The sequence below is a fragment of the Streptococcus sp. HMSC070B10 genome, assembly GCF_001808665.1.
In the GTDB taxonomy this organism is placed as follows: Bacteria; Bacillota; Bacilli; order Lactobacillales; family Streptococcaceae; genus Streptococcus.
In genome coordinates, this window is record NZ_KV794152.1 from 624,530 (window position 1) to 649,414 (window position 24,885).

The 24,885-nt window shown below is 38.3% G+C and carries 30 protein-coding genes and 2 pseudogenes; 8 read left to right on the top strand and 24 right to left on the bottom strand.

All coding sequences use genetic code 11. The features are described 5' to 3' along the window. Position 1 precedes the first annotated feature (1 nt). A complete protein-coding gene (locus HMPREF2613_RS04690; protein ID WP_033680086.1) occupies positions 2-703 on the bottom strand; it encodes an ABC transporter ATP-binding protein in 702 nt (233 codons plus the stop codon). Further along, entirely contained in the window at positions 687-1,895 is a 1,209-nt protein-coding gene (locus tag HMPREF2613_RS04695; RefSeq protein WP_070479319.1) for an efflux RND transporter periplasmic adaptor subunit, read from the bottom strand. The genes HMPREF2613_RS04690 and HMPREF2613_RS04695 overlap by 17 nt, the downstream gene beginning before the upstream one ends. Positions 1,896-2,187: 292 nt before the next feature. Here HMPREF2613_RS04695 and gor point away from each other — a divergent pair, with 292 nt between their 5' ends. After that, positions 2,188-3,534 carry a glutathione-disulfide reductase gene (gor, locus tag HMPREF2613_RS04700; protein WP_070479321.1) on the top strand — a complete coding sequence of 449 codons (1,347 nt, stop codon included), beginning with the start codon at positions 2,188-2,190 and terminating at the stop codon, positions 3,532-3,534. Positions 3,535-3,729: 195 nt separating this feature from the next. Beyond that, the gene (locus HMPREF2613_RS04705) at positions 3,730-4,266 is read left to right on the top strand and encodes a biotin transporter BioY (protein ID WP_070479324.1); all 537 of its coding nucleotides are present in this window, start codon (positions 3,730-3,732) and stop codon (positions 4,264-4,266) included. A 53-nt stretch (positions 4,267-4,319) separates the two neighbouring features. Here HMPREF2613_RS04705 and HMPREF2613_RS04710 read toward each other — a convergent pair whose 3' ends face one another. Further along, positions 4,320-4,535 carry a YdbC family protein gene (locus HMPREF2613_RS04710; protein WP_000807437.1) on the bottom strand — a complete coding sequence of 72 codons (216 nt, stop codon included), beginning with the start codon at positions 4,533-4,535 and terminating at the stop codon, positions 4,320-4,322. Between the two features lie 98 nt (positions 4,536-4,633). Here HMPREF2613_RS04710 and HMPREF2613_RS04715 point away from each other — a divergent pair, with 98 nt between their 5' ends. Further along, positions 4,634-4,954 (top strand): hypothetical protein, encoded by a 321-nt coding sequence (locus tag HMPREF2613_RS04715; RefSeq protein ID WP_070479326.1) that lies wholly within the window; start codon positions 4,634-4,636, stop codon positions 4,952-4,954. Positions 4,955-4,984: 30 nt separating this feature from the next. Here the strand turns inward: HMPREF2613_RS04715 and HMPREF2613_RS04720 are convergent, their stop codons facing one another. The 7 genes from HMPREF2613_RS04720 to rpsP all read right to left on the bottom strand — a co-directional run bounded on the left by HMPREF2613_RS04720 (position 4,985) and on the right by rpsP (position 8,681). Then, positions 4,985-5,323 carry an ATP cone domain-containing protein gene (locus tag HMPREF2613_RS04720; protein WP_001196041.1) on the bottom strand — a complete coding sequence of 113 codons (339 nt, stop codon included), beginning with the start codon at positions 5,321-5,323 and terminating at the stop codon, positions 4,985-4,987. Between the two features lie 11 nt (positions 5,324-5,334). After that, complete coding sequence (trmD, locus tag HMPREF2613_RS04725; RefSeq protein WP_070479328.1) at positions 5,335-6,054, bottom strand: tRNA (guanosine(37)-N1)-methyltransferase TrmD; 720 nt, start codon at positions 6,052-6,054, stop codon at positions 5,335-5,337. Next, positions 6,044-6,562 carry a ribosome maturation factor RimM gene (gene rimM, locus HMPREF2613_RS04730; protein ID WP_070479331.1) on the bottom strand — a complete coding sequence of 173 codons (519 nt, stop codon included), beginning with the start codon at positions 6,560-6,562 and terminating at the stop codon, positions 6,044-6,046. Before rimM ends, trmD begins: the two co-directional genes overlap by 11 nt. A 30-nt stretch (positions 6,563-6,592) precedes the next feature. Next, positions 6,593-7,381 (bottom strand): alpha/beta fold hydrolase, encoded by a 789-nt coding sequence (locus HMPREF2613_RS04735; protein ID WP_070479334.1) that lies wholly within the window; start codon positions 7,379-7,381, stop codon positions 6,593-6,595. A gap of 107 nt (positions 7,382-7,488) precedes the next feature. Continuing rightward, the gene (locus tag HMPREF2613_RS04740) at positions 7,489-8,040 is read right to left on the bottom strand and encodes a hypothetical protein (RefSeq protein ID WP_025173173.1); all 552 of its coding nucleotides are present in this window, start codon (positions 8,038-8,040) and stop codon (positions 7,489-7,491) included. 109 nt (positions 8,041-8,149) lie between these two features. After that, positions 8,150-8,389: an RNA-binding protein KphA gene (kphA, locus tag HMPREF2613_RS04745; RefSeq protein WP_000379617.1), complete on the bottom strand. Its 240-nt coding sequence runs from the start codon at positions 8,387-8,389 to the stop codon at positions 8,150-8,152. Positions 8,390-8,408: 19 nt separating this feature from the next. Continuing rightward, positions 8,409-8,681 (bottom strand): 30S ribosomal protein S16, encoded by a 273-nt coding sequence (gene rpsP, locus HMPREF2613_RS04750; RefSeq protein WP_000268760.1) that lies wholly within the window; start codon positions 8,679-8,681, stop codon positions 8,409-8,411. A 334-nt stretch (positions 8,682-9,015) separates the two neighbouring features. On the opposite strand from rpsP, the pseudogene HMPREF2613_RS11520 reads away from it, so the two are divergent. Both HMPREF2613_RS11520 and HMPREF2613_RS04760 read left to right on the top strand, forming a co-directional pair. Then, positions 9,016-9,497, top strand: a pseudogene (locus HMPREF2613_RS11520) (hypothetical protein). Positions 9,498-9,604: 107 nt separating this feature from the next. Then, a complete protein-coding gene (locus HMPREF2613_RS04760) occupies positions 9,605-10,408 on the top strand; it encodes a peptidylprolyl isomerase (protein ID WP_070479336.1) in 804 nt (267 codons plus the stop codon). 54 nt (positions 10,409-10,462) lie between these two features. Here HMPREF2613_RS04760 and HMPREF2613_RS04765 read toward each other — a convergent pair whose 3' ends face one another. From HMPREF2613_RS04765 to HMPREF2613_RS04800, 7 genes are all read right to left on the bottom strand, one after another. Continuing rightward, positions 10,463-12,004, bottom strand: coding sequence for an ABC-F family ATP-binding cassette domain-containing protein (locus tag HMPREF2613_RS04765; protein ID WP_020903214.1), 1,542 nt, complete (start codon positions 12,002-12,004; stop codon positions 10,463-10,465). A 1-nt stretch (position 12,005) separates the two neighbouring features. After that, positions 12,006-12,488, bottom strand: coding sequence for a VanZ family protein (locus HMPREF2613_RS04770; RefSeq protein WP_070479339.1), 483 nt, complete (start codon positions 12,486-12,488; stop codon positions 12,006-12,008). After that, positions 12,488-13,573, bottom strand: a complete 1,086-nt coding sequence (gene rlmN, locus HMPREF2613_RS04775) for a dual-specificity RNA methyltransferase RlmN (RefSeq protein ID WP_070479342.1) — start codon at positions 13,571-13,573, stop codon at positions 12,488-12,490. Before rlmN ends, HMPREF2613_RS04770 begins: the two co-directional genes overlap by 1 nt. 20 nt (positions 13,574-13,593) lie before the next feature. After that, positions 13,594-14,124: a YutD family protein gene (locus HMPREF2613_RS04780; RefSeq protein WP_070479344.1), complete on the bottom strand. Its 531-nt coding sequence runs from the start codon at positions 14,122-14,124 to the stop codon at positions 13,594-13,596. Between the two features lie 156 nt (positions 14,125-14,280). Continuing rightward, positions 14,281-14,886, bottom strand: a complete 606-nt coding sequence (gene sodA, locus HMPREF2613_RS04785) for a superoxide dismutase SodA (RefSeq protein ID WP_070479347.1) — start codon at positions 14,884-14,886, stop codon at positions 14,281-14,283. 325 nt (positions 14,887-15,211) lie between these two features. Then, on the bottom strand, positions 15,212-16,249 hold the full coding sequence (gene holA / locus HMPREF2613_RS04795; RefSeq protein ID WP_070479349.1) for a DNA polymerase III subunit delta: 1,038 nt from the start codon (positions 16,247-16,249) through the stop codon (positions 15,212-15,214). A gap of 32 nt (positions 16,250-16,281) precedes the next feature. Further along, positions 16,282-17,217, bottom strand: coding sequence for a dihydroorotate oxidase (locus HMPREF2613_RS04800; protein WP_070479351.1), 936 nt, complete (start codon positions 17,215-17,217; stop codon positions 16,282-16,284). 203 nt (positions 17,218-17,420) lie between these two features. On the opposite strand from HMPREF2613_RS04800, the gene gdhA reads away from it, so the two are divergent. After that, a complete protein-coding gene (gene gdhA / locus HMPREF2613_RS04805) occupies positions 17,421-18,767 on the top strand; it encodes an NADP-specific glutamate dehydrogenase (protein ID WP_070479354.1) in 1,347 nt (448 codons plus the stop codon). A gap of 93 nt (positions 18,768-18,860) precedes the next feature. On the opposite strand, the gene HMPREF2613_RS04810 is transcribed toward gdhA, so the two are convergent. From HMPREF2613_RS04810 to HMPREF2613_RS04835, 6 genes are all read right to left on the bottom strand, one after another. Further along, the gene (locus HMPREF2613_RS04810; RefSeq protein WP_070479356.1) at positions 18,861-19,505 is read right to left on the bottom strand and encodes a TetR/AcrR family transcriptional regulator; all 645 of its coding nucleotides are present in this window, start codon (positions 19,503-19,505) and stop codon (positions 18,861-18,863) included. 16 nt (positions 19,506-19,521) lie between these two features. Beyond that, on the bottom strand, positions 19,522-20,526 hold the full coding sequence (locus HMPREF2613_RS04815) for an NADP-dependent oxidoreductase (RefSeq protein WP_070479358.1): 1,005 nt from the start codon (positions 20,524-20,526) through the stop codon (positions 19,522-19,524). Positions 20,527-20,849: 323 nt separating this feature from the next. Further along, complete coding sequence (locus HMPREF2613_RS04820; protein ID WP_070479359.1) at positions 20,850-21,305, bottom strand: hypothetical protein; 456 nt, start codon at positions 21,303-21,305, stop codon at positions 20,850-20,852. Further along, positions 21,306-21,947 (bottom strand): hypothetical protein, encoded by a 642-nt coding sequence (locus tag HMPREF2613_RS04825; protein ID WP_070479361.1) that lies wholly within the window; start codon positions 21,945-21,947, stop codon positions 21,306-21,308. Beyond that, on the bottom strand, positions 21,944-22,231 hold the full coding sequence (locus tag HMPREF2613_RS04830) for a hypothetical protein (protein WP_000285175.1): 288 nt from the start codon (positions 22,229-22,231) through the stop codon (positions 21,944-21,946). The genes HMPREF2613_RS04825 and HMPREF2613_RS04830 overlap by 4 nt, the downstream gene beginning before the upstream one ends. 264 nt (positions 22,232-22,495) lie before the next feature. Beyond that, positions 22,496-23,539 carry an SPFH domain-containing protein gene (locus tag HMPREF2613_RS04835; protein ID WP_070479363.1) on the bottom strand — a complete coding sequence of 348 codons (1,044 nt, stop codon included), beginning with the start codon at positions 23,537-23,539 and terminating at the stop codon, positions 22,496-22,498. A 435-nt stretch (positions 23,540-23,974) separates the two neighbouring features. Here HMPREF2613_RS04835 and HMPREF2613_RS11525 point away from each other — a divergent pair, with 435 nt between their 5' ends. Both HMPREF2613_RS11525 and HMPREF2613_RS04840 read left to right on the top strand, forming a co-directional pair. Further along, entirely contained in the window at positions 23,975-24,130 is a 156-nt protein-coding gene (locus HMPREF2613_RS11525; protein ID WP_222563123.1) for a hypothetical protein, read from the top strand. A gap of 142 nt (positions 24,131-24,272) precedes the next feature. Beyond that, the gene (locus HMPREF2613_RS04840) at positions 24,273-24,452 is read left to right on the top strand and encodes a helix-turn-helix domain-containing protein (RefSeq protein WP_070479365.1); all 180 of its coding nucleotides are present in this window, start codon (positions 24,273-24,275) and stop codon (positions 24,450-24,452) included. Between the two features lie 87 nt (positions 24,453-24,539). Here HMPREF2613_RS04840 and HMPREF2613_RS04845 read toward each other — a convergent pair. Continuing rightward, positions 24,540-24,885, bottom strand: a pseudogene (locus HMPREF2613_RS04845) (autolysin); the annotation flags it as partial.

A 24,885-nucleotide genomic window follows, 5' to 3' on the forward strand; every position in this document is an offset into this window, starting at 1 on the left:
CTTAGTTTTCCTCCTTTTCTAACTGTGCACTATCAGATGAAATGACTCCATCTCGAATGACAATCTGCCGTTTAGCATAGGCAGCGATTTCAGGCTCATGCGTTACCATGATAATGGTTTTTCCTTCTTTGTTCAAGTCAACCAATAGTTGCATAATTTGGTTCCCTGTTTTGGTATCCAAGGCTCCTGTCGGTTCGTCCGCTAGGATAATAGAAGGATTGTTTACCAAGGCACGCGCAATAGCTACACGTTGCTTTTGACCACCAGATAATTCCGAAGGTAAATGGTGACTTCGTTCTGTCAATTCAACCTTATCTAGATATTCCTCAGCTAACTTGCGACGTTTTGAAGCCGAAACTCCTGCATAAATCAAGGGTAATTCTACATTTTGCAGAGCATTGAGTTTGGATAGAAGAAAGAACTGCTGAAAAACAAATCCGATTTGTTGATTGCGGACCTTGGCTAGTTGTTTTTCACCAAGGCCAGCCACTTCTTGGCCTTCAAGATAATATTCTCCACTGGTTGGTGTATCCAACATGCCAATCGTATTCATCAGAGTGGACTTACCAGAACCAGATGGTCCCATGATGGCAACAAATTCACCCTCATTCACTTCAAGGTTAATATTTTTGAGTACCTGCAGTTCTTGGTCACCATTACGGTAACTTCTGCAGATATTTTTTAGACTAATTAGTTGCTTCATCAGCCTTCACCTCTTTTCCTTCCTCTAGAGAAGACGTTGGGTTACTGATGACCTTGACTCCATTTGTCAGACCTGAAGTGATTTCTTGGTTGTCTGCATCAGCATTGCCCAAACCAACTTCCACTTTCTTGGCCTTTTTCTGCTCGTCAAGCACCCAGACATAGTTCTTATCATTTTCAGTCACAACACTTGTTAGAGGAACCAAAATGGCTTTACTCTTATTCTTGACCTCAACACTTACTGAGAATCCTTGTTTCAAATCACCGATTTCACTTGTAACATCGATGGTATATGGATATTTAGAACCAGAATTACCACCTGCTGCGGCAGTAGCTGCACTTGCTGCTTCGCCACTAGTTTTAGGATAGTCAGAGATATAGCTAATCTTACCTGTCCAGCTCTTATCTTGGTAAACTTTAGAAGTAAAGGTTACTTCTTGTCCTACAGAGAGGTTGGCAAGGTTATATTCAGATAGTTCCCCCTTAACTTGCAAATTTTCATTGCTAACGACATGAACTACCACCTGGCTAGCTCCAGTTGGAGATTTAGAAACATTACGGTTGACTTCGACCACAGTTCCTTCTAGAGTGCTGAGAACCGTCATGGCATCCAACTGACTTTGAGCCTTACTTAATTGTGCTGCTGCATCTGCACGAGCATCACGAGCATCACCTAGTTGTGCATCAATAGATGACACTGCATTTCCTGAGACTGGAGCTGGAGTTTGGGCTGTTGCACCTTCGCCTCCTGCTGGCGCTGGTAACTGTGGAGCCGGAGCTGAAGCAGCTTCATTTCGTGCTTGATTGAGTTCATTGATATGACGATCTGCCTTCGCAACTGCTCGGCTAGCTGAATCATAGGCCACCTGGGCTTCTGAACTACTGTACTTGACTAAAGCCTGCCCTTCGCTGACCTTATCACCCACAGAAACAAGGATTTCATCTAAATCTCCCTTACTAGCATCAAAATAAACATATTGTTCATTTTTTGCTGTTACTGTCCCTGACAATAAAACAGAGGATGCGACGCTTCCTTCCTTGGCAACAACAAGATGAGTAGGCTCATCTTTTACCGTGGTCTGAGATGGTTGTCTAAAGAGCAAAATTCCCCCAGCACCTAATACAACTACACTGGCAGCACCGATTGCTGCATACAATTGCCACTTTTTAGCTTTACGATTCTTCTTCATAATGAAACTCCTTTTTGATTTAAAGTCCTTAACAATATTATATAAAAATTAGCAAATATAAACAATAACCGTTCAGAACGAAATAATGACATTTCGGGATTTGATTATTGTTCGGAATCTATTTTTTACTACCATTGTACTAGTTATATAATACACTTTATTTTTCCTTTTTGCAAGCCTTTTCTTTAATTTTTTTTGAACGTAGCAAATTTTTGCAATCAGATAAAAAAAAAGATAGAATATGACTATCAAAAAATGACACTCTACTATTTAAAAGAGTATAAAGGAGTTTTAAATGAGAGAATATGATATCATTGCTATCGGTGGAGGTAGTGGAGGAATTGCTACCATGAACCGTGCTGGTGAACACGGAGCCAAAGCGGCTGTTATTGAGGAAAAGAAACTAGGTGGAACCTGCGTCAACGTCGGCTGTGTTCCTAAAAAAATCATGTGGTACGGGGCACAAATCGCTGAGACTTTCCATCAATTTGGAGAAGACTACGGCTTTAAGACTACTGATCTTAACTTTGACTTTGCAACCCTACGTCGCAATCGTGAAGCCTACATTGATCGCGCTCGTTCTTCTTATGATGGCAGTTTTAAACGCAACGGTGTAGATTTGATTAAAGGTCATGCTGAATTTGTAGATTCTCATACTGTCAGCGTAAATGGTGAACTGATTCGTGCTAAACATATCGTAATTGCTACTGGTGCCCATCCAAGTATTCCAAACATTCCTGGTGCTGATCTAGGTGGCTCTTCTGATGATGTATTTGCCTGGGAAGAACTTCCAGAGTCAGTTGCTATTCTAGGCGCTGGTTATATCGCAGTTGAATTGGCTGGCGTACTCCACACCTTTGGTGTCAAGACAGATCTCTTTGTTCGTCGCGATCGTCCTTTACGTGGTTTTGATTCTTACATCGTTGAAGGTTTGGTAAAGGAAATGGAAAGAACAAACTTGCCACTTCATACTCACAAAGTCCCTGCCAAGTTAGAAAAAACTGCTGAGGGCATTACCATTCATTTCGAAGATGGTACTAGTCACACAGCTAGCCAAGTTATCTGGGCTACAGGTCGCCGTCCAAACGTTAAGGGCTTGCAACTTGAAAAAGCTGGAGTGACTCTGAACGAACGTGGCTTTATCCAAGTAGATGAATACCAAAATACTGTTGTTGAGGGAATCTATGCTCTAGGTGATGTAACGGGTGAGAAAGAACTAACTCCAGTTGCTATCAAGGCTGGGCGTACTTTGTCTGAACGTCTCTTTAACGGCAAAACAACTGCTAAAATGGACTACTCAACTATTCCAACTGTTGTCTTTTCACACCCTGCTATCGGAACTGTTGGTTTGACAGAAGAGCAAGCTATTAAAGAATACGGTCAAGACAAAATCAAGGTTTACAAATCAAGCTTTACTTCTATGTACTCTGCTTGCACTTGCAACCGTCAAGAAACACGTTTCAAATTGATCACAGCTGGTTCAGAAGAAAAAGTTGTCGGACTTCATGGAATTGGCTACGGCGTTGATGAAATGATCCAAGGATTTGCCGTTGCTATCAAAATGGGAGCAACCAAGGCTGACTTTGATGCAACTGTGGCAATTCACCCAACTGCATCTGAAGAATTTGTAACCATGCGTTAATCGAAATAAAAGAAGCTGATACAAATGTGTCTGCTTCTTTTTTGATAATTTTCGAATCAACAAAATAATTATCGAACTTAATTAGTAAGCAAATCGGCCGTTACAGTTTTTGTTACCTTGAGTTTATAAATAGGTTGACAATAATTACTCTACGAGTATAATAGTTACTATACATCAGAAAAGAGGTTAACTATTTTGAAAAAAGCTCATGTTTATGCTATCCCTGCTATTGGAGCTGCTCTCATTGCTGTTTTGGCACAAATCAGTCTTCCAATTGGACCCGTCCCCTTCACTCTGCAAAACTTTGCCATCGGCTTGATTGCTACTGTCTTTAGACCGAGAGAGGCTGTACTTTCTGTCGGACTCTATCTTCTTCTAGGTGCTATCGGTCTTCCTGTCTTTGCAGGAGGAGGAGCTGGTTTTCAGGCTTTAGTTGGCCCCACTGCAGGCTATCTTTGGTTTTATCTTGTATACTCTGGACTTACTTCCTCTCTAACCAACAGCAAAAGTGGTGTTGTCAAGATTTTTCTTGCAAACCTCTTGGGTGATGCCCTTGTCTTTATCGGAGGGATTCTCAGCTTGCATTTCCTAGCTGGAATGGCATTTGAAAAAGCTCTTGTTGTGGGAGTTCTTCCCTTTATCATTCCAGACCTTGGTAAAATTATTGCTATTAGTTTTATTAGCCGTCCATTACTTCAACGCCTTAAAAATCAGGCTTACTTTGCTAACTAAAAAAGGATATCGAGTTGTTATGACTCAATATCCTTTTCTTTCATTTTGAAAATTTAATTGCCTTTAAAGGCATCCACCATTGTTTGAAATTCTTCATTGGAGAGAGTGATCCCTTTGCCCATTTTAGTATGATCTGGGCTCCAAGCACGAATATCAAACTTTGCAGGAGCACCATTAAAGCTCACACGGTTGATTTCCTTGGTCCAACCTTTTTCGTTTTCAGAAAGAGTCAACAAGTGCTCTTCGATTTTAAATGTAAATTCTGCCATTTTCTTCTCCTTTTTTAGCTTTCATTTGATTATTCGTAAAATCTTGTAGATTTTAGGAAAATTTTATATAATATTGATATAAAAGAAGGGAGGCCAATATGAGACATAAATTCCAGCAAGTTTTAGATAAAATACATGACTTTTTAAATGGACATGAAGAACCAGACCATACTGAAAGCAACTCCCTTACAGCCACTATTGAAGAGGCTATCCAGAAACAAACTGCTGTTCACCTTATCTTGTCTGAGACAAGTTTTACAGGTGACATCATCAAATACGATCATCAACGCCAGCAAATTATCGTGAAAAATTTTGCTAAAAATGTGACCCGTATTATCCGCATAAGCGATATTCAACGCCTACGATTTGTCCCTTCAACCGTCCAAACAGCCCAAAAAAATAGATTTAAGAAAGAGTGAGATGTAGTTGCTTCATCCCACTCTTTTTTCTTAGCGAACTTGTTCAAAATGTAAATGAACTGCGATATGATCTCCATAACCACTTCTTTCCAAGTCACGTTGTAGACGATAGGAAATGTAGTGTTCTGCAATGGTAATGTAACCTGCACCCAGCAAACGATGTTCAACCATAGACTGAATCATGCTAATGGTAGCACGTTCCACCTTGGCCTCTTCCAAATCCAAAACCACTTTCTTAGTGACTTGTGCAAGGTTTTGACGCAAATCATCTGTCAATACATAGACAGTCTGAGCTGCCTTTAAGATAGCTTGGTAAATCTTATCTGGATTAAATTCAGCAATTTCTCCATCACGTTTGATTACTTGCATAGCTTTCTCCTTTATTCTTTGTTTTCTTTGATTTCTGCCAGCATTTTTTCTTCTTCTGCTGTCAGTTGATAATGTTCAAGCAAATCCGGTCTGCGCTCATAAGTTTTCTTTAAACTCTCATACAGACGCCACTGACGAATTTTTTCATGGTGTCCACTCATCAGTACATCTGGCACGACCATACCTCGATAATCATAGGGACGTGTGTACTGAGGATATTCAAGAAGGCCAGAAGAAAAACTATCATCTTGGTGGCTGGACTCCTTACCAATCACTTCTGGAATCAGGCGTACCGTAGCATCAATCATGGTCATAGCCGCCAACTCTCCACCAGTCAAGACATAGTCCCCCAGGGAAATCTCATCTGTCACCAAGGTCTTAATGCGCTCGTCATACCCCTCGTAGTGACCACAGATAAAGATTAACTCTTCCTCTTGAGCCAAATCCTCAGCATAAGCCTGATTAAACTGCTTTCCAGCAGGATCGAGGAGAATGACACGCGGATTTTTCTTTTTAATAGCATCAAAGGCATCGAAAATGGGTTGAGCTCGGAGCAACATCCCCTGACCGCCTCCGTAGGGCTCATCGTCGACATGGCGGGCCTTTTCAGCATATTCTCGAAAATTATGATACTGGATATCCAAGAGCCCTTTTTCACGTGCCTTTCCAACGATTGAGTGCTCTAGCGGAGAAAACATCTCTGGAAAAAGGGTTAAAATATCAATCTTCATCGTCTAACCCTTCTAAGATTTCTACATTGACCCGTTTATTTGGAATATCAACATTGAGAATCACTGGTGGAATATAAGGCAAAAGCAAGTCACGTTTACCTTTTCGCTTGACCACCCAGACATCGTTGGCACCTGGTTGCAGGATTTCTTTGATGGTTCCAATCAAGTTATCACCCTCATAGACTTCCAAACCGATAATCTCATGATAGTAGAATTCACCATCATCTAAATCGTTTAAATCTTCCTCAGCAACCTTGAGACTGTATCCCTTGTACTTTTCAATGGCATTGATATGGTACATATCTTTGAATTTAATAATGTCAAAGTTCTTCTGTTTACGGTGGCTAGCGATAGTCACTGTTTGAACAAACTGATCTTTTTCATCAAATAAAGCTAACTCAGCCCCTTTTTTAAACCGTTCTTCTGCAAAATCCGTCACAGACAAGACTCGCATCTCACCCTGCAACCCCTGCGTATTGACGATTTTCCCAACATTAAAGTAGTTCATCTTGTCTCCTGTACTCTATTTCTTTCCATCTTATTCTGACAATTCTCGAATAATAGTCACAATTTTTTCTGATTCTGACCATTGTAAATAATGGTGATTCCCTCCTAAAATGAGTTTAGTATTGGAAGTCCAATATTCTGATTCTCTGTACTCTTTTTCTCTATAAGGCTGACAAAAAATAAATACAGGGACATGAGATTCTATCGAGACATTCTCAAAATCTTCCTCAGTAATCTCTCCAGATATCTGAAATCCTGTATCTTGATTTTCCAACTCTGAACCTTTTTCTTGCATTATTTCCCAGATTTCTTTATTAATTTCAGGGCTAAATGTTGCTTGAGTTAAGTTCTTAAAATAAAGTTCAGGACCAAATTCTTCAATCAGTCTCATTTGCTCTTCCATTTCTGGATAAGGATTTTCTGAAAAATCAGCAAACATTACTTTTTTAGTTGTCGGTTCAAGCGCTACTAAAGCCTGACACTTAATTGGTTTGTTGAGCAATTCACAAGCTAAAATTCCACTCAAACTATGTACACAAAGTATATATTCAGAAATCCCTAATTCTTCAAGTACTTCATAAACCGCATCTGCAAGATTATCTAGATTTTTTCCAGCTTGGTCATGAATCGGACTCCTACCTGTGTTCGGAAAATCAATTGTCAAATAACCAATTGTAGGAGGAAGTTTTTCAAGTATAAGTGAAAAATTTTCATAACTTGGTAGAAAACCTGCGCCACTTAAACAAACTAGCATTTTCTTTTGCTTTTGATAAGTAACAGAGAGACTACCAATTTCTGTAGATACTTCAATCCTCTTCATAAAGAAATCCACTCGTTCTATTTAATGAATTATTAAAAATCCTTATCCTTTATTTTAACACGTTCCAAGGATTTTCTCAAGTTGGAGGAAGATACATAGAGGTGTCGCTATAGTCCAAAAAATGCTAATAGTTTCCTCTTTAATGTTAATTTATATTTGAAAGATGAGATATTCACATTCCCATTATACATATTACTATAAAATGTATACTCGCCAATTTCACCCTGACTTGTTTTCCATTTCATTCTTAAACTAGGCATATTCTCTGGTAAATTTGTATGAATCAATAAGCATGTATAATTCTTTAAATTTTTAACTGTATGCAGTTTATCATTATCAACTAAACGATTACTTTTTGAATCATAGATTAAAGAATAAAATTCTATAATTTCAATATCAACTTCCTTTGGATAAAAAATCAAATGGTTATAATGTTTATCATTTTCATCATGTTTAAACTCATATATATGATGAAATCTCGTATGTAAGGAATCAAATTCGATTGGTTTAATTACCTGAATTTCGATATTATTGATATAGGCCTTATTCTGAAAACTAATTTTTAAAATTACACCTATAAAAGTCGAAATCTGTAAAATTCGCAATAACCAATCAATGTACATTGCCCAATCTATGTTTAAAATACAATCAATGTTCATTCTTTTCCAGTCCCCCTTTAAAAAGCCTTCCAAATCACGTTCATGTTGGTACTTAATAGCTGCAATTTTACACTTCTCGCAAAAAAGCGAGACATTCGTCCCGCCCTTCTTATTTTTCGTCAATAACGATTCTTACTTTTTTGTCTTCAGTTGGGACAGAGTAGACAATCGTTCTTATCGCAGAAATAGTGCGACCCTTACGACCGATTACACGACCCACATCACTTTGATCAAGATCCAAATGATATTCCAAAAACTCTGGTGTATCTTCAATCTTGATAGTTAAGGCATCTGGTTGTGAAATCAAGGGTTTCACAATCGCAATAATGAGATTTTCAATCGTATCCATCTGTCAACCTACTTTAAACTTATTTTGAGAATTTAGAATCGTGGAATTTTTTCAATACGCCTTCTTTTGAAAGGATGTTACGTACTGTATCTGAAGGTTGAGCTCCATCAGCCAACCATGCAAGAACGCGGTCTTCTTTCAAAGTTACTTGGTTTTCAGCAACAAGTGGGTTATAAGTTCCAACTGTTTCGATGAAACGTCCGTCACGTGGTGAACGTGAATCTGCTACGTTGATACGGTAGAAAGGTTTTTTCTTAGAACCCATACGAGTCAAACGGATTTTAACTGCCATTTTTAAAGTCTCTTTTCTTATTTTTTATTTCGGTGAAATAGCCGAGCTATTTATCACATGTTCTATTATATCAGATTTCTGGCAGGTGTCAAGAAAAAAACTTGACAGACTATAAAATTTTTAAACCATTTATAAATTTGTTTGAAGTAGGAAATAAATGTTTGAAAGAGGCTATCAGTGAATACTATTTTATACTCAATGAAAATCAAAGAGCAAACTAGGAAGCTAGCCGCAGGTTGTACTTGAGTACGGTAAGGCAAAGCTGACGTAGTTTGAATTTGATTTTCGAAGAGTATTAGAAACATTTTATAAAGACCATCAACTCAAACCCTTCATATCGCCTGAACGTGATTTGGATACTTGGCTCCTAAATCCCAAGCCCGTTCCCAAAAGAAACATGGAATTATTAACAGATGATTTACTAGCAGGTGATATCATTTTACTATGGAGAATCAACTTTGGTACTTTTACCACCGAAACTTGGTTCCCTAAATACTTTGAATACACTTATGGCATTGATGCCCCTAAACATCTAAAAACTCTGGTGGAAAAAGATTATGCTGTCATAGAAACAGCCTTTGATTCACTTGATCATCTGAATGCTACCATGAAAAAGAATATCCTGAAAAGCAAGGGAATCACGGGACTGTCTAAAATGAAGGCTATAGATCTGGACCAAGCCTTCATAACAACTTTTCAGAAGAAGAATTAGCAAGTCACTTTACCGTTCGTGGCTACAAATTGACTCCAAAGGGAGAGCAGATACTGAAACAGTACCAGGACATTGTCGACCGTCATCCAAAGAAAAATCTCTAATCAAGGGATTTTCTGGTTGGCTCCTCTAAAACTACCTTGTCACTAATATTTGAAATCCCCTTCTTTTTAGGGTACAATAGTAGAAATGAATTTTTGAGAGGAATAGAATGAAAAAACTAGCAACCCTTCTTCTACTATCAACTGTAGCCCTAGCTGGATGCAGCAGCATCCAACGCAGTCTGCGTGGTGATGACTATGTAGATTCTAGCTTGGCCGCTGAGGAAAGCTCCAAAGCAGCTGCCCAATCTGCCAAGGAGTTAAACGATGCTTTAACAAACGAAAACGCCAATTTCCCACAACTATCTAAAGAAGTTGCTGAAGACGATGCTGAAGTGATTCTCCACACAAGTCAAGGAGATATCCGTATCAAACTCTTCCCTAAACTCGCTCCTCTAGCGGTTGAAAACTTCCTCACTCATGCCAAAGAAGGCTACTATAACGGCATTACCTTCCACCGTGTCATTGATGGTTTCATGGTTCAAACTGGAGATCCCAAAGGGGACGGTACAGGCGGTCAGTCCATCTGGCATGACAAGGATAAGACTAAAGACAAGGGAACTGGTTTCAAAAACGAGATTACTCCTTATCTCTATAACATCCGGGGTGCTCTTTCTATGGCTAATACTGGTCAACCAAACACCAATGGCAGCCAGTTCTTTATCAACCAAAATTCTACAGATACCTCTGCTAAACTCCCTACAAGCAAGTATCCAAAGAAAATCATCGAAGCCTATAAAGAAGGGGGAAACCCTAGTCTAGACGGCAAACACCCAGTCTTTGGTCAAGTGATTGACGGTATGGATGTTGTAGATAAGATTGCTAAAGCCGAAAAAGATGAGAAAGACAAACCAACGACTGCTATTACTATCGATAGCATCGAAGTGGTGAAAGACTACGATTTTAAATCTTAAAAACCAAAAAATACAGTATCCGCATTCGATACTGTATTTCTTTTTTCCTCATTTTTAAGTTAGCTTGTTAAAGTCCCAGATTTGGTCCATCCAACCTTCATAAAAGTCTGGTTCGTGGCAGACCATAAGGATAGATCCCTTGTATTCTTTGAGAGCACGTTTGAGTTCATCCTTGGCATCCACATCCAAATGGTTGGTCGGCTCGTCCAGCACTAAAACGTTGTTTTCACGATTCATCAAGAGACAGAAACGAACCTTGGCTTGTTCCCCACCTGACAAGACCTGAATCTGACTTTCGATATGCTTGGTTGTCAAACCACAGCGGGCAAGGGCTGCACGGACTTCAGCTTGGTTAAGTGCAGGAAAGGCATTCCAGACAGCTTCAAGTGGTGTTTGACGATTGCCACCTTCTACTTCCTGTTCAAAGTAACCAAGTTCTAGGTAATCACCTCGTTCAACTTCCCCAGCAATTGGCGGAATAATCCCCAAGAGACTCTTCAAGAGAGTTGTTTTCCCGATACCATTAGCACCGATAATGGCAACCTTTTGATTGCGCTCAAAGGTAAGATTTAAAGGCTTAGTCAGAGGACGGTCGTAACCAATCTGCAAATCCTTGGCTTGGAAGATAAAGCGCCCTGGCGTACGAGCTGATTTAAAATCAAAGGATGGTTTTGGTTTCTCACTTTGGAGTTCGATAATATCCATCTTATCCAATTTCTTCTGACGAGACATGGCCATGTTTCGTGTTGCAACACGCGCTTTGTTCCGAGCAACAAAGTCCTTGAGGTCGGCAATCTCTTTCTGCTGACGTTCGTAGGCCGCCTCCAGCTGGGATTTCTTCATGGCATAGACTTCTTGGAACTGGTAGTAGTCACCAGAGTAACGCGTCAGCTGTTGATTTTCCACATGATAGACAATATTAATCACATCGTTCAGGAATGGGATATCATGTGAAATAAGGACAAATGCATTCTCATAGTTCTGGAGATAGCGCTTGAGCCAGTCAATATGCTCAGCATCCAAGTAGTTGGTCGGCTCGTCCAAAAGCAATATATCTGGCTTTTCAAGGAGAAGCTTAGCCAAAAGCACCTTGGTTCTTTGCCCACCTGACAAAGAAGTTACATCCGTATCCATTCCAAAGTCCATGACACCAAGGGCACGCGCCACTTCGTCAATCTTAGCATCCAAGGTATAGAAATCACGACTCTCCAAACGGTCTTGAAGTTCTCCAACTTCTTCCATAAGTGCATCAACATCCGCTCCGTCTTCAGCCATTTCCATATAAAGGTCATTGATTCGGACTTCTGCTTTAAACAGCTCATCAAAAGCTGTACGGAGCACATCACGCACCGACTGCCCTTCAGCAAGGACAGAGTGCTGGTCCAAATAACCAGCAGTCACATATTTAGACCATTCGACTTTCCCTTCATCTGGCAGCATTTTACCAGTCACAATGCTCATAAAGGTTGATTTCCCTTCACCATTGGCACCGACCAGACCGATATGTTCTCCTTTGAGAAGACGGAAGGACACATCTTCAAAAATTGCACGGTCACCAAAACCATGACTCAGATTTTTAACTTCTAAAATACTCATTTTAATTCCTTATCTTGTTTTTATGTAATTGTTTATAAAGTAGCCAAGCGATATAGCCACCCAAGGTATTGGTCCACAAATCATCAATCTCAAAGACGCGATTGAAATCAAAGAAAAAATCCAAGACTAACTGCGTACACTCAATTCCAAGACTCACTAGAAAACTGAAAAGAAGAACTCTTTTTGTTTTCCTTAAGTTTGGAAGGAGATAAAGGAGTTGGAAAATCAGAGGAAAAAGCAAGAAGACATTGAGGATGTTTTGTAGAAAAATCCAATATAATTGTCCAATGTCACTCACTTGGCCCAGTTTCCAGAAAGAATTGAAAGGAGTCAAAAGAAAAACCAGGCGTCCAAGATGCTGAATACCTGGAGTTTCCACTCCCACGGGAGAATGTTCTTGAGGAGTAAAGCAAAAGTAAACGATACAAATGCTATAGAAAATGACTCCCCAGACCAAAACATGATTATAAGTTTTCTTCATCATTAAGGATTGACTACTGCAACTGCTTTCTGGCGGTCACGTTTCATTGTGTTAGAGCGCAATTGTCCACAAGCTGCATCAATATCTGTACCATGCTCTTGACGAACCACACAGTTGACCCCTTTTTTCTTAAGTGTATCATAGAAGGCCATCACGCGCTCTTTGGGACTACGGCTATATTGGTCATGCTCACTAACTGGGTTATAAGGAATCAAGTTTACATAAGACAATTTCTTGATATTCTTGAGCAATTCAGCCAATTCCAAGGCTTGTTCTACACCATCATTAACTTCATTGAGCATGATATACTCAAAGGTCACACGACGATTAGTTGTCTCAATGTAGTACTCAATAGCCGCAAAGAGTTTTTCAATCGGAAAGGCACGGTTAATCTTCATGATGCTTGAGCGCAATTCATTGTTAGGTGCGTGAAGGGAAACGGCAAGATTAACCTGAACCCCTTCATTAGCAAAATCACGAATTTTATGGGCCAAACCTGAAGTTGAAACCGTAATGTGACGAGCACCGATGGCCATTCCTTTATCATCATTGATAGTACGAACAAAATTCAAGACATTTTTGTAGTTATCAAAAGGCTCACCGATTCCCATGACAACGATATGACTGACACGTTCGTCCTGTCCACGCTCATCAAAGTATTTCTGAACCAGCATGATTTGCGCTACGATTTCACCGTTATTGAGGTCACGTTGTTTCTTAATCAAACCAGAGGCACAGAAGGTACAACCGATATTACAGCCGACCTGAGTGGTCACACAGACAGATAAACCGTAGTGTTGACGCATGAGTACTGTCTCAATCAGCATTCCATCTGGCAATTCAAAAAGATATTTAACTGTCCCATCAGCAGACTCTTGCACGATACGCTGTTTCAAGGGATTGACCACAAACTGATCATTAAGCTTAGCAATCAAATCCTTGGAAAGGTTGGTCATCTCTTCAAATGACTGGACACGTTTACGGTAAAGCCATTCCCAGATTTGATCTGCACGGAATTTCTTTTCTCCCTGCTCCAAAACCCATTCCTGCATGGTTTGACGTGTTAAACTATAAATTGACGGTTTCATTTCTTCTCCTTATTCTCTACTCACTTCTGACGAATGACAAAATGACGTTGTCCCTTATCCTCTTTCTGAGAATGCTGGTCTTTCTGACGACGTCGATTTTTCTTATCTGCATTCGGTTTTCGTTTGGTTTGAGCCGGTTTCTTTCCTTTTTTAGAAGGTGTTTCTTCTTCCTTCTTACGCATTTTCTTGTCAAACGATGCTCGCTTAGGGGCTTCATTTTCTAAGACAAAATAGGCACAACCATAACTACAATACTCTAAAAGGTAGTCTTGTAAACGACTGATTTTTTCAAGTTTTTCTTCTGTTCGATCATCCTTGTAAAAACCTCGTAGGCGAAGCTGTTCGTTGCTCCAATCTCCCACGATATAATCAAACTTAGTTAAGACTTCTGAAAAACGCTGATTAAAAGTCGTCACATCAAAGGCTTCCTTGATATTTTCCACCAAGGAAAAAGCTATCCCTTCCGTTTCAACCTTGTCCCCGTGTAAATGAAACTCAGGACCAGGAAACTTGTTATAGTTGTATAATTCAGGTGCAATTTCTTTTCGCATAGATATCCTTTTTCCACGATTACTTAATACTTTATTCTACCATAATTTCTAGCAGTTAGCACGTTTCTCATAAAAATGAAAAAAGTCTGACGATTTTGTCAGACCAAAATAATACAACCTTAAAAAGAGAAGAACAATTCTTCCCTCCAACTATCATTATTTAGCAGCTGCGTACAATTCATCTACTTTGTTCCAGTTGATCACTGAGAAGAAAGCTTTGATGTAGTCAGGACGCACGTTGCGGTATTTTACGTAGTAAGCATGTTCCCAAACGTCCAAGCCCAAGATTGGTTTTTTGCCTTCTGAGATTGGTGTGTCTTGGTTTGCTGTTGAAGTCACTTCAAGTTTACCTTCTTTGTTGACAACCAACCATGCCCATCCTGAACCGAAACGAGTTGTTGCTGCTGCAGTGAAGGCTGCTTGGAATTCTTCAAATGAACCAAATGTTGCATCGATTGCTGCTGCAAGTTCTGCTGATGGAGCTGTTTTCTCAGGAGTCATCAATTCCCAGAAGAGAGCGTGGTTCAAGTGTCCACCACCATTGTTGATAAGTGCCTGACGGATATCAGCTGGAATAGATTCTACATCAGCAAGCAAGACTTCAAGATCTTCACCGATTTCAGGGTGTTTTTCAAGAGCTGCATTAGTATTGTTGACATAAGTTTGATGGTGTTTGTCATGGTGCAAGTGCATTGTTTCCGCATCGATGTATGGTTCCAAAGCGTCGTATGCATATGGAAGATCTGGTAAGATAATAGCCATCTGTAATACCTCTTTTTCTTTCTATATGAAAATGATAACGCAAACATTCACTTTTTTCAAGTTTTTTGCTTATAGATAAGGAAATCACTGAAATATATTCTAATAATACTCTTCGAAAATCTCTTCAAACCGCGTCAACGTCGCCTTGCCGTAGGTATGATTACTGACTTCGTCAGTTTCATCTACAACCTCAAAACAGTGTTTTGAGCAGCCTGCGGCTAGTTTCCTAGTTTGCTCTTTGATTTTCATTGAGTATAAATCAAGCAAATCAGCAAGAAACCCACGACAAGATAATCCTGACGCGGGTTGTAGTTTCAAAAAAATATCAATTTACCTGACTAGCAATCTGTAGGAGTGCCTTTTCAAAAAGGAAACCTTTTTCATAAAGACCTGTTTTAATCTGATAGTCTGTCTCAATCAAATAGGAAATAGCTTGCTTCAAAAAGCTCAAGGAAAGTCCTCGCGAATCCCTCAACGCAAACTTGATTTGATAGGGATTTGGATTGCGTCCGAGAAAACTTCCTAGACTACTTGCAATCTGAGATTCTGCTTGCCCAGACTCCGCCAAAATCTTCACCTGAGTAAAAGTCCGAAATTGTCCTAGCATGACGGCAATCAACTTAATTTCATCTTCACCTTGCAAGGTCAAGTCTCTAACCAAATCGCGCGCCTGATCCATCTTTTTAGTCAGAATAAACTGAGTTAAATCAAAAATATTGTCCTGCAAGGTCTTGGGAATTGCGTTAACAATATCCTCTTCCTCGATAACAGAGTCTTCTTTATAGGACTGTAAAAAGAGGAGATTTTTCTGGATTTCGCTAAATTGAAAACCAGACTTGATGAGGAGATTTTCAAAAGAATGATTGGCAAACTGCAGACCTTCTTTCTGGCTCCACTTTTGAAAATACTGGCGCAGTTCTTGTTCTTTAGCTTCTACTGCATCGAAGACCTTGGCATCACGCTTAAGTAATTTAACCAACCGTCTTTTGCTATCCAGCTTTCCTTCTGCAAAGATTATCAATTTGGTTGTTGGTGAAGGATTGTCAAAGTATTCCTCAAATGACTTGAGCTCATCATCTGTCAAAAAGCGCTTTTTAGCAGTTGTGATATCGACAAAATGATCTAATATCACGATTTTCTCATCCGCAAAGAAAGGAAGACTGACCAACTCCAGTTCCACATCCTTGTAAACTACTTCTTTCATATCAAAGTAGGCAAAGTTGAGGTCGGCAGAATCATAACCAATCTGTTTCAATACTTGACTCTTCATAACTTCAAACTGACCCTGATCTGTCCCTGTAAATAGGCTCAGAATAGGTAAATTTGATAAAGTCAACTTCTGACTTTCTTCAATGGCTAGCATCTTCTCTCCTTTCTTCTGATTTTTTAATGAATTTAATCAATATAGCGCAATTTCCCACGGAAATCTTCTAGGCTTTCGTACCCTTTTTCCGCCATGATTGCTTTCAGTTCATTGGTAATACGATCAAAAGCACCAACTCCTTCTTTGTGAAGGGTAGTTCCCACCTGCACCATACTAGCTCCACAGAGGATATGTTCAAAGGCATCTCTACCAGTCAGAACGCCACCTGTTCCGATGATTTGGATTTGAGGATTTAAACGTTGATAAAAAGCATGAACATTCGCTAGAGCAGTCGGTTTGATGTACTCCCCACCAATCCCACCAAAACCATTCTTAGGACGAATAACGACGGACTCATCTTCTATATATAGGCCGTTTCCGATAGAGTTGACGCAGTTTACAAACTTAAGAGGATACTTATTGAAAATAGCTGCCGCTTGGTCAAAGTGAACAATATCAAAATATGGTGGCAATTTAATTCCCAGAGGTTTGGTAAAATAGGCAAATACCTCTGCCAAAATCCGGTCAGTTGTCTCAAAATCATAGGCAATCTGAGGTTTACCTGGAACATTTGGACAGGAGAGGTTTAGTTCAGTCAGACCACGAAACTCGCTCTCTTGGACTTTTTTCAAAATAGTATGGGTTTCCTCTGGAGACATACCAACTAGAGATAAGAAGAAAGTCCGGTTCGGCTCTTTTTCCTGCAGATCCAAAAGATAGTCCAAATAATAGTCTAAGCCATTATTTGGCAAGCCCATAGAGTTGATGGAACCAAGTGGAACATCTTGATAACGTGGCTCAGGGTTTCCCTGACGAAAGTCCAAGGTCGCTGTCTTGGTCACAAAAGTTCCTGCCACTGAGTTTTTAACTCCTTCCAGCTCCTCTATCGTCATACAAGCCACACCTGCTGCATTCATCAAGCAGTTGTCAAACTCAAAACCAGCAATTTGTGTTTTCGTTGATACCATGATTCTAATCCTCCAGATACCTTTTATTGCTAATATTATACCATATTTTCAGCTTTTCTCTTTGAGAAACTAATTTCTATCTAAAACATTCGGTTTTGTAAATTGAAAGAATTTTTAGAAAATTTTTGTTTTTCCTCTTTACAGTTAAAAAAAATTCTGCTATAATGACACACATAATTAAATTAGAATTTAAGGAGAACGATATGACATCTGCTAAAGAATATATCCAAAGCGTGTTTGAAACTGTAAAAGCTCGTAACGGGCACGAGGCTGAATTCCTCCAAGCTGTTGAAGAATTTTTCAACACTTTGGAACCTGTATTTGAAAAACACCCTGAGTATATCGAAGAAAATATCTTGGCACGTATCACTGAGCCAGAACGCGTGATTTCTTTCCGTGTTCCTTGGGTTGACCGTGATGGAAACATTCAAGTTAACCGCGGCTACCGTGTTCAATTCAACTCAGCTGTTGGACCATACAAAGGCGGACTTCGTTTCCACCCAACTGTAAACCAAGGGATTTTGAAATTCCTCGGATTTGAACAAATCTTTAAAAACGTTTTGACTGGACTTCCAATCGGTGGAGGTAAAGGTGGATCAGACTTCGATCCTAAAGGTAAAACAGATGCTGAAGTGATGCGCTTCTGCCAAAGCTTCATGACTGAATTGCAAAAATACATCGGCCCATCACTTGACGTACCTGCTGGTGATATCGGTGTTGGTGGACGTGAGATTGGTTACCTTTACGGTCAATACAAACGCCTTAACCAATTTGATGCTGGTGTCTTGACTGGTAAGCCTCTTGGATTTGGTGGTAGCTTGATTCGTCCAGAAGCAACTGGTTACGGTTTGGTTTACTATACTGAAGAAATGCTTAAAGCTAACGGCAACAGCTTTGCTGGTAAGAAAGTTGTTATTTCAGGTTCTGGTAACGTTGCTCAATACGCTCTTCAAAAAGCGACTGAACTTGGTGCAACTGTTATCTCTGTATCTGATTCAAATGGTTATGTCATCGATGAAAATGGTATCGACTTCGATCTTTTGGTTGACGTTAAAGAAAAACGTCGCGCTCGTTTGACTGAGTATGCAGCTGAGAAAGCAACCGCTACTTATCATGAAGGTTCTGTATGGACTTACGCTGGAAACTATGATATCGCTCTTCCATGTGCTACTCAAAACGAAATCAATGGTGAAGCAGCTAAACGTTTGGTTGCTCAAGGAGTTATCTGTGTATCTGAAGGTGCCAACATGCCAAGCGACCTTGATGCCATCAAAGTTTACAAAGAAAATGGTATCTTCTACGGACCTGCCAAAGCTGCCAACGCTGGTGGTGTAGCCGTTTCAGCCCTTGAAATGAGCCAAAATAGCCTTCGCCTCTCATGGACTCGTGAAGAAGTTGATGGACGTCTCAAAGATATCATGACAAACATCTTCAACACAGCTAAAACAACTTCAGAAACATACGGTCTTGATAAAGACTACCTTGCAGGAGCTAACATTGCTGCCTTTGAAAATGTAGCAAACGCTATGATTGCCCAAGGTATTGTTTAAGATTCATTTGCTCAATCCTCAATCACTATGATTGGGGATTTTTATGTTGAATCCGAAAAACTCACCATTAACAGTGAGTTTTAACATCAGAATTTATTTTACTTTCATTAGGGCAGATGACAAACATTCAACAATCTCATCAACTGCTTCATCTATGTTTATAGTTCCTTCATCATTCAACATCATGGGAATAAGATAAGAAAAACTCAATGCTAAAATGTATCGAACAATTCTTTCATTTGACCAATTTAGAATAAGTCCTTTTTCTTTAAATTGATTCAAAACAGGGCTAATTGGTTCTATTATAGATTGAACAATAATATTTCCTAACTGGATAGAAAGATTTTTATCAATAAAAGAACGCCCCAAGAGAATTTTAACATGCATTTGATTCTCCTGAATAAAAAAGAGCCTATCTCGAACAATACTTTTTAAAAAGAAGGGAAAAGTTTCTTGATCTACTGTGAATTTTTTTTCTGAGAAATACGCAATCACTTCTGGAATAACCTGTTCTAGAAAAGTAGATAAAATGGCTTCTAAAATACCTTCCTTTGTTTTAAAGTAACTAAAAACAGTTCCTTCTGACACTCCAGCGCGTTCGGCAATAAGGCTGGACGTTGTATTTTCAAATCCAATTTCTGAGAATAATTTTAAGCTTGATAATAATACTCGACGTTGTTTTAAGCTCAAGTTGCTAGCTTCTAACGTCTGAGCATACTTTTGTTCTAAACTTTCCATCGCTAGCACCTCTCTTCTACTCTCTTACTTTTACGACTTTTTTGCCTCGACTGTGTCCCATTTTCAGACTACGATAGGCTTCTCTAACTGACTTTAGAGAAAAGTCATACACTTGATCAATTTTCAGCTGAACCTTCCCTTCTGAGACCATTTCATATAAAGTGCTAAAATCATCGTATGTAGAATGTCTCGGACCAGTAAACTGAGCACCTTTTATCATAACATAGGGTGAAGGTACTAATGTCCCAATAGCTGTTCCCTTCAAACCTAAACTAAAAGCCAATCTAACATAATCAGATCCATAACAATCCAAAAACTTTGTAATAGGCGTTAGACTAGCTGATAGAAGAGCCTTCTTGATGTTCTCTTCGTAACTTACTGGTATGGCACCTAAAGACTTCAGATACTCTGCATTTTTCTTACTTGCTATTCCGATCACTGTCGCCCCCTTAGCAACTGCATACTGTACTGCAATACTTCCAATACCTCCTGCTGCAGCTGAAATAACTACAACATCTTTAGAGTTTAGCTCAATCTTTCTAAAAGAACCTCCCACTGTTAGAGAAGCTACTCCCATAGTAGCTGCGTGAGTCATGTCAATCATCTCTGGTTTCAATGCAATTTCCGATTCATTGACACAAATTTCTGTTGCTAAAGCTCCCCTCTTAGTTCCCAAACCAGGATCGCTAATCATTGTTCCAAACACCTTATCTCCTACTGAAAACCTAGTTACTTCATTTCCAACTTCTGTAATAACTCCAGAAAAATCTCTCCCCACACCTCTTGGAAATAAAGATGATTTAGATTCAAACCAACGACTTGGTTTCCTTAATTTCGTTATAAAAGATAGAAATCGAAGGGGTTTCGCTCCCTCAAAAGTTTTATAATCAATAGGATTTAAGCCAACAGCATGAACTTCTACTCTCACTTGATTTACATCCAAGGCTGTAGAGTCGATCTTCACCAAATCCAATACCTCTTCGTTACCGAAACGACTGTACTCTATTGCTTCAACAACCATTTTCTTTACTCCTTAATTTCACAAAAATTGAGTGAACACTCATTTCCATAAATTATACTCTTAATTTGTAAGAAAATCAATATTATCGTTTGATAACGATTTATGACATGATACGAATATCCATCATTTCGATTTCTCAATATGATTCTTTCAATCTAACTCTCCTCACTTTTAAAAATTACTTTCCCTTTTTGCCCCATGGAACATAAAAAGAAAAACCGCTACTCCCAAGAATAGCGGTATTTTCAAGTAAATAAACTTACTAGATTTTAGAAACAATATCAAAACAGCTATAAGATAATAGCATTTCGACTATCCTAAAATCAAGAAACTATAAAAGTTTTACTGCAATTTGCACAGGTCAATTTAGTTCCAATTACTCCATCTGTTGGCTTATGGCAAGTAGGACAATAAACACGTTTTGCTGATAGTCGATAAGATAACTCATCTCGCAATTCTTTTCCCTTAATTTCAATAACATCTTCACCTTGTTCTTCGAACTGAAGAACTGTTATCAAAGCTTTGTCATATTGTTTCATCCGTGGCTGTTTTAAGAATAAAAAAGAGGATAGAATCAAAAATAGGAAAAATAAAACAAACAAAATTGTTACTAATAAATGCCACATAAAGTAGAAATCATGAAGTGAACCTTCTTTTTTTCCTAATATCCATCTCATGTAGTTATCTATGTACTGATAAAATTTCAATCCTGAGACAATACATATAAAAGATACTACGGGAAAGACAAATTTTGAAATGATCAAACGATAGCGTCTCATTTATATTTCCTTTCTGGATAACCAAGCACCACAATAGACACATGATTTACCTTGCCCTAAGTTGAGCAAATTCTCACCACTACATGACGGACAAATAACAGGATAAGTATTTTTGTTAATCTGGTGCTTTTCAAATAAGGCGAATAAAGCTTGTATTTGATTTCGTTTCTTAACTTCCTCTTCTCTCTTTGACTTACGATAAGTCATTACCAATATTGAGATCACACTAAACAAATACCAAGGAGCTAAAAGAAATAGAAATCGAATAGACCATTCCCTAGATTTTTCAATTTCAAAAAGTGATGATAAAATGATTAAAACAAGCATTTGAAGTAAATTCTTCTGTTTTAATTTCTTCAAGGAAAAGGAATCTTTAATTGTTTCTCGAAACAAATATAAAATAACTAAAGCAACTGGCACAAAGGTAACATTTTGAAATGATAAAACTAAAAAACTGACAACAACGGGAATTCCAATAGATTTTGCCAAAATTATAAAATCAAGATTTTTCAATATAAAGATTGTTGGTCCATCATCTATAGAAAAGATAGCAAGTGATAAAACTACAAAACAGAGTATTCCTATATTTGAAATTAACCAATGAAAGCCTTTTTTCCAATTATTCTTAATATACTGTTTCACCTATCTTCTCCTCTAGTTGCTATATATTCTCTATAAAGAGCTTTCCCATTATATATCTCATCCAAAGCTTTGACTTTAATTTTTATATTTTCTAAAACACCAAAGCTATAAAATGCAAAGGAAGACAAAAAGAAACCTGATAAAGAAAAAATAATAGGTGTCACTATTGAGAAAATCGGCTTACCATGTTCAAGAAATAGAGTTACGGCCCATAGTGAAAGAAAAAATGTTGCACTTGTCAATCCCATAAAAAGTATACTTAATAAACGAAATACTTGATACATCCACACTATCCTCCTGTCATAGAACTTGTCTAAGTAAATCCCCTACTCTCTTAAAAAATTTCCAAATACTCTTCATGCTACTTTGTATTTATTCATACATTTCCATACTTACAATTACATAAATAGAATGTTCTAAACATAAAGAAATCTTAGTTTTTAGATTGCTATGAAAAAGGGAAACTCTGGAAATGCCAGACTTCCAAAAAACTAAAGATGATACTTAAACTAGAATGATATAAAAATGATTTTTTACAATAATTTAAACTATCTTTTATGCCCACAATTAGAACAGAAGTTCGCTCCTTCCAAAAAAGCAGTCCCACATTGGCTACAAAACTTAGCTAAGACTATTTCTCCTTTGAGGTCAGTTTGATGCTGTTTAACATCTTTGTCAAATGATTTCCTATCTTCAATATGATCCACCAAGTTGCTAAATTTAGCTCCCAAGCCAAGTCCCATAGCTATTTCCACGCCTGCTCCCATTAGATTTCCTGCAGAATCATTATTTTTTGCTGCCTCTTCTAAAATATCAAATTGCCTCTCTTCTTGATAAGTATATTCTTCAATATCTCGACCCACCTGCTTGCTTTTGGCTTCCAAAATTTGCTTGTGGAATTTAAAGATTTCTCTGTATCCATTGCTATTCTGATTTACCTTTAAAGCCTCAATATTAAATTCTTCAATACTAATTCCATACTTAGCAAAATGGCTAGATAAAATTTCAGACAAATCATTAGCTATATCAAAACTGTGCATCTCAATATCAATAATTGGAATCTTATAGTTATATATCACTTGAGAAATAGCTGAACTAATCAGTCCACTAGCAGTTTGTCTAAATCGTTTCTGTAAAATAGCAGCTGTTATAAGATCAGGGTGACTTGGCATAAATTCTAGTATAAAAGCTTCCAAATCTACAATTCGAGGAATAAAATTCCCATGTATTTTCAACTCAACAGGAATATCACTTTCTGGATCTCGAACCATTATAGGTGAAGAAGTTCCCCACCCAATCGGTTGTAAATCATACATGTTTACAAACCACAAAAATGTTGAGTCAGATGAAATACCTCCACTTAGAAAGTTTTTTATTCCTGAAGTAGCCTGAATATCATTTCCTTCAATCTTATGTTTACCAGCATCATAAATAGCTACTGCTCTTCCATTTGAAAAAAACACAGCACGCTGACCAGAATTTACAATTACAGTTGCTCCTATCTTGATATTCGTCTTAGGATGTCTCCAAGCAAGTATATTTCGAGTATCTTCACCTTCATATCGAATAATATCAAATAAATTTAATACCATCTTTTCTCCTTTAAAATGAAAACTATAAATTATAAGATTAGTCTTTCATACCTATGTTACTATTATATAATCCCTTTGTTGAAATGGCAACTCATACTTATAAATTATTATCTTTAGAGTACTACCTATATAAAACACGAAAAACCGCTACTCTTACGAATAGCGGTTTAATCATGTTTTTAAGCTACTAATGTAGTTGCTCTATTATTTAAGAGTAACTGAAAGACACTACATAAATAAGAATACATAAGCCAGAAAAGGCTTGAAATAAGCGTTTATAAGAGGTGACTTACACTTATTTTTTACCATAAAAATACAAAAGTTTGCACCTTATGCCCCATTTGTGCCCCATGTTTTTTTAAAAAAACTTCATCAAAACTATTGACTTTCTCGGTATACCGTGATATAATATAATCAAGATAAGGAAAGGGGGTGATGAAATTGAACAAAGAAGATTGGCTCAGATTACTTGAAAAGGCAATAGACAATATTCCTGAAACAGTAACTGCTATCGCAAGTCTGGTGACTGCAATAACAGTCGCAAGACAAAATAAAAAGCGTAAACCCAACTCCCGCAAAAGAAAAAGGTAAACGCTAAGAGGTGGGGGCGAAAGCCCCTCACACCTCTATTTTATCAAATGAAAAGAGGAAAAGCAATGGTTAGTGCAATAGCTATTTTTATAATTGCAGTCAATGTATATATTTATCTAAAGAATAAAAAGGACAAATAAGTATGAGAAAAATTATTCAAGAATTATTAGACAGCCCGATGTCTACATCTGCTATTTCGCAAGGCGCTGGAGTTCCTTGGACTACTGTTTCTGACCTCAGAAAAGGAAAAACAAGCATGGACAAAATGGCGCTTCTAACGGCAGAAAAGCTCTATGAATTTGCTATAGCTGATAAGCAGTGATTTCGGTCACTGCTTTTTTTATTGCAAACAAAAAACCGCAAGCTATTGCCTGCGGTGAAAGAACATTTTAGAAAGTTTCCTTTCGTTTTATTTTGTAGTAATGAGCCCGTTAGGCTCAACAGTAAACTCTGGCTTATCTGCCAGTGTGCCGTCTTCTTTGACATAGTACCAACCTGTCTTGTCAGCTGACTGAATAAAGGCATTAGATACCATGTTGCCATCCTTGCTGTCGAGGTAATACCATGTTTCCTTATATTTAACCCAACCAGTCTTCATAGCACCTTCTACATCGAAATAGTACCAGCTTTCAGCGATCTTCTTCCAACCTGTTGCCATGGCACCTGATTTATCGAACCAGTACCAATTACCGTCTGAGTGCTTCTTCCAACGCTCTGCAAGCATGTAGCCTGAGTTGTCGAAGTAATACCAGACA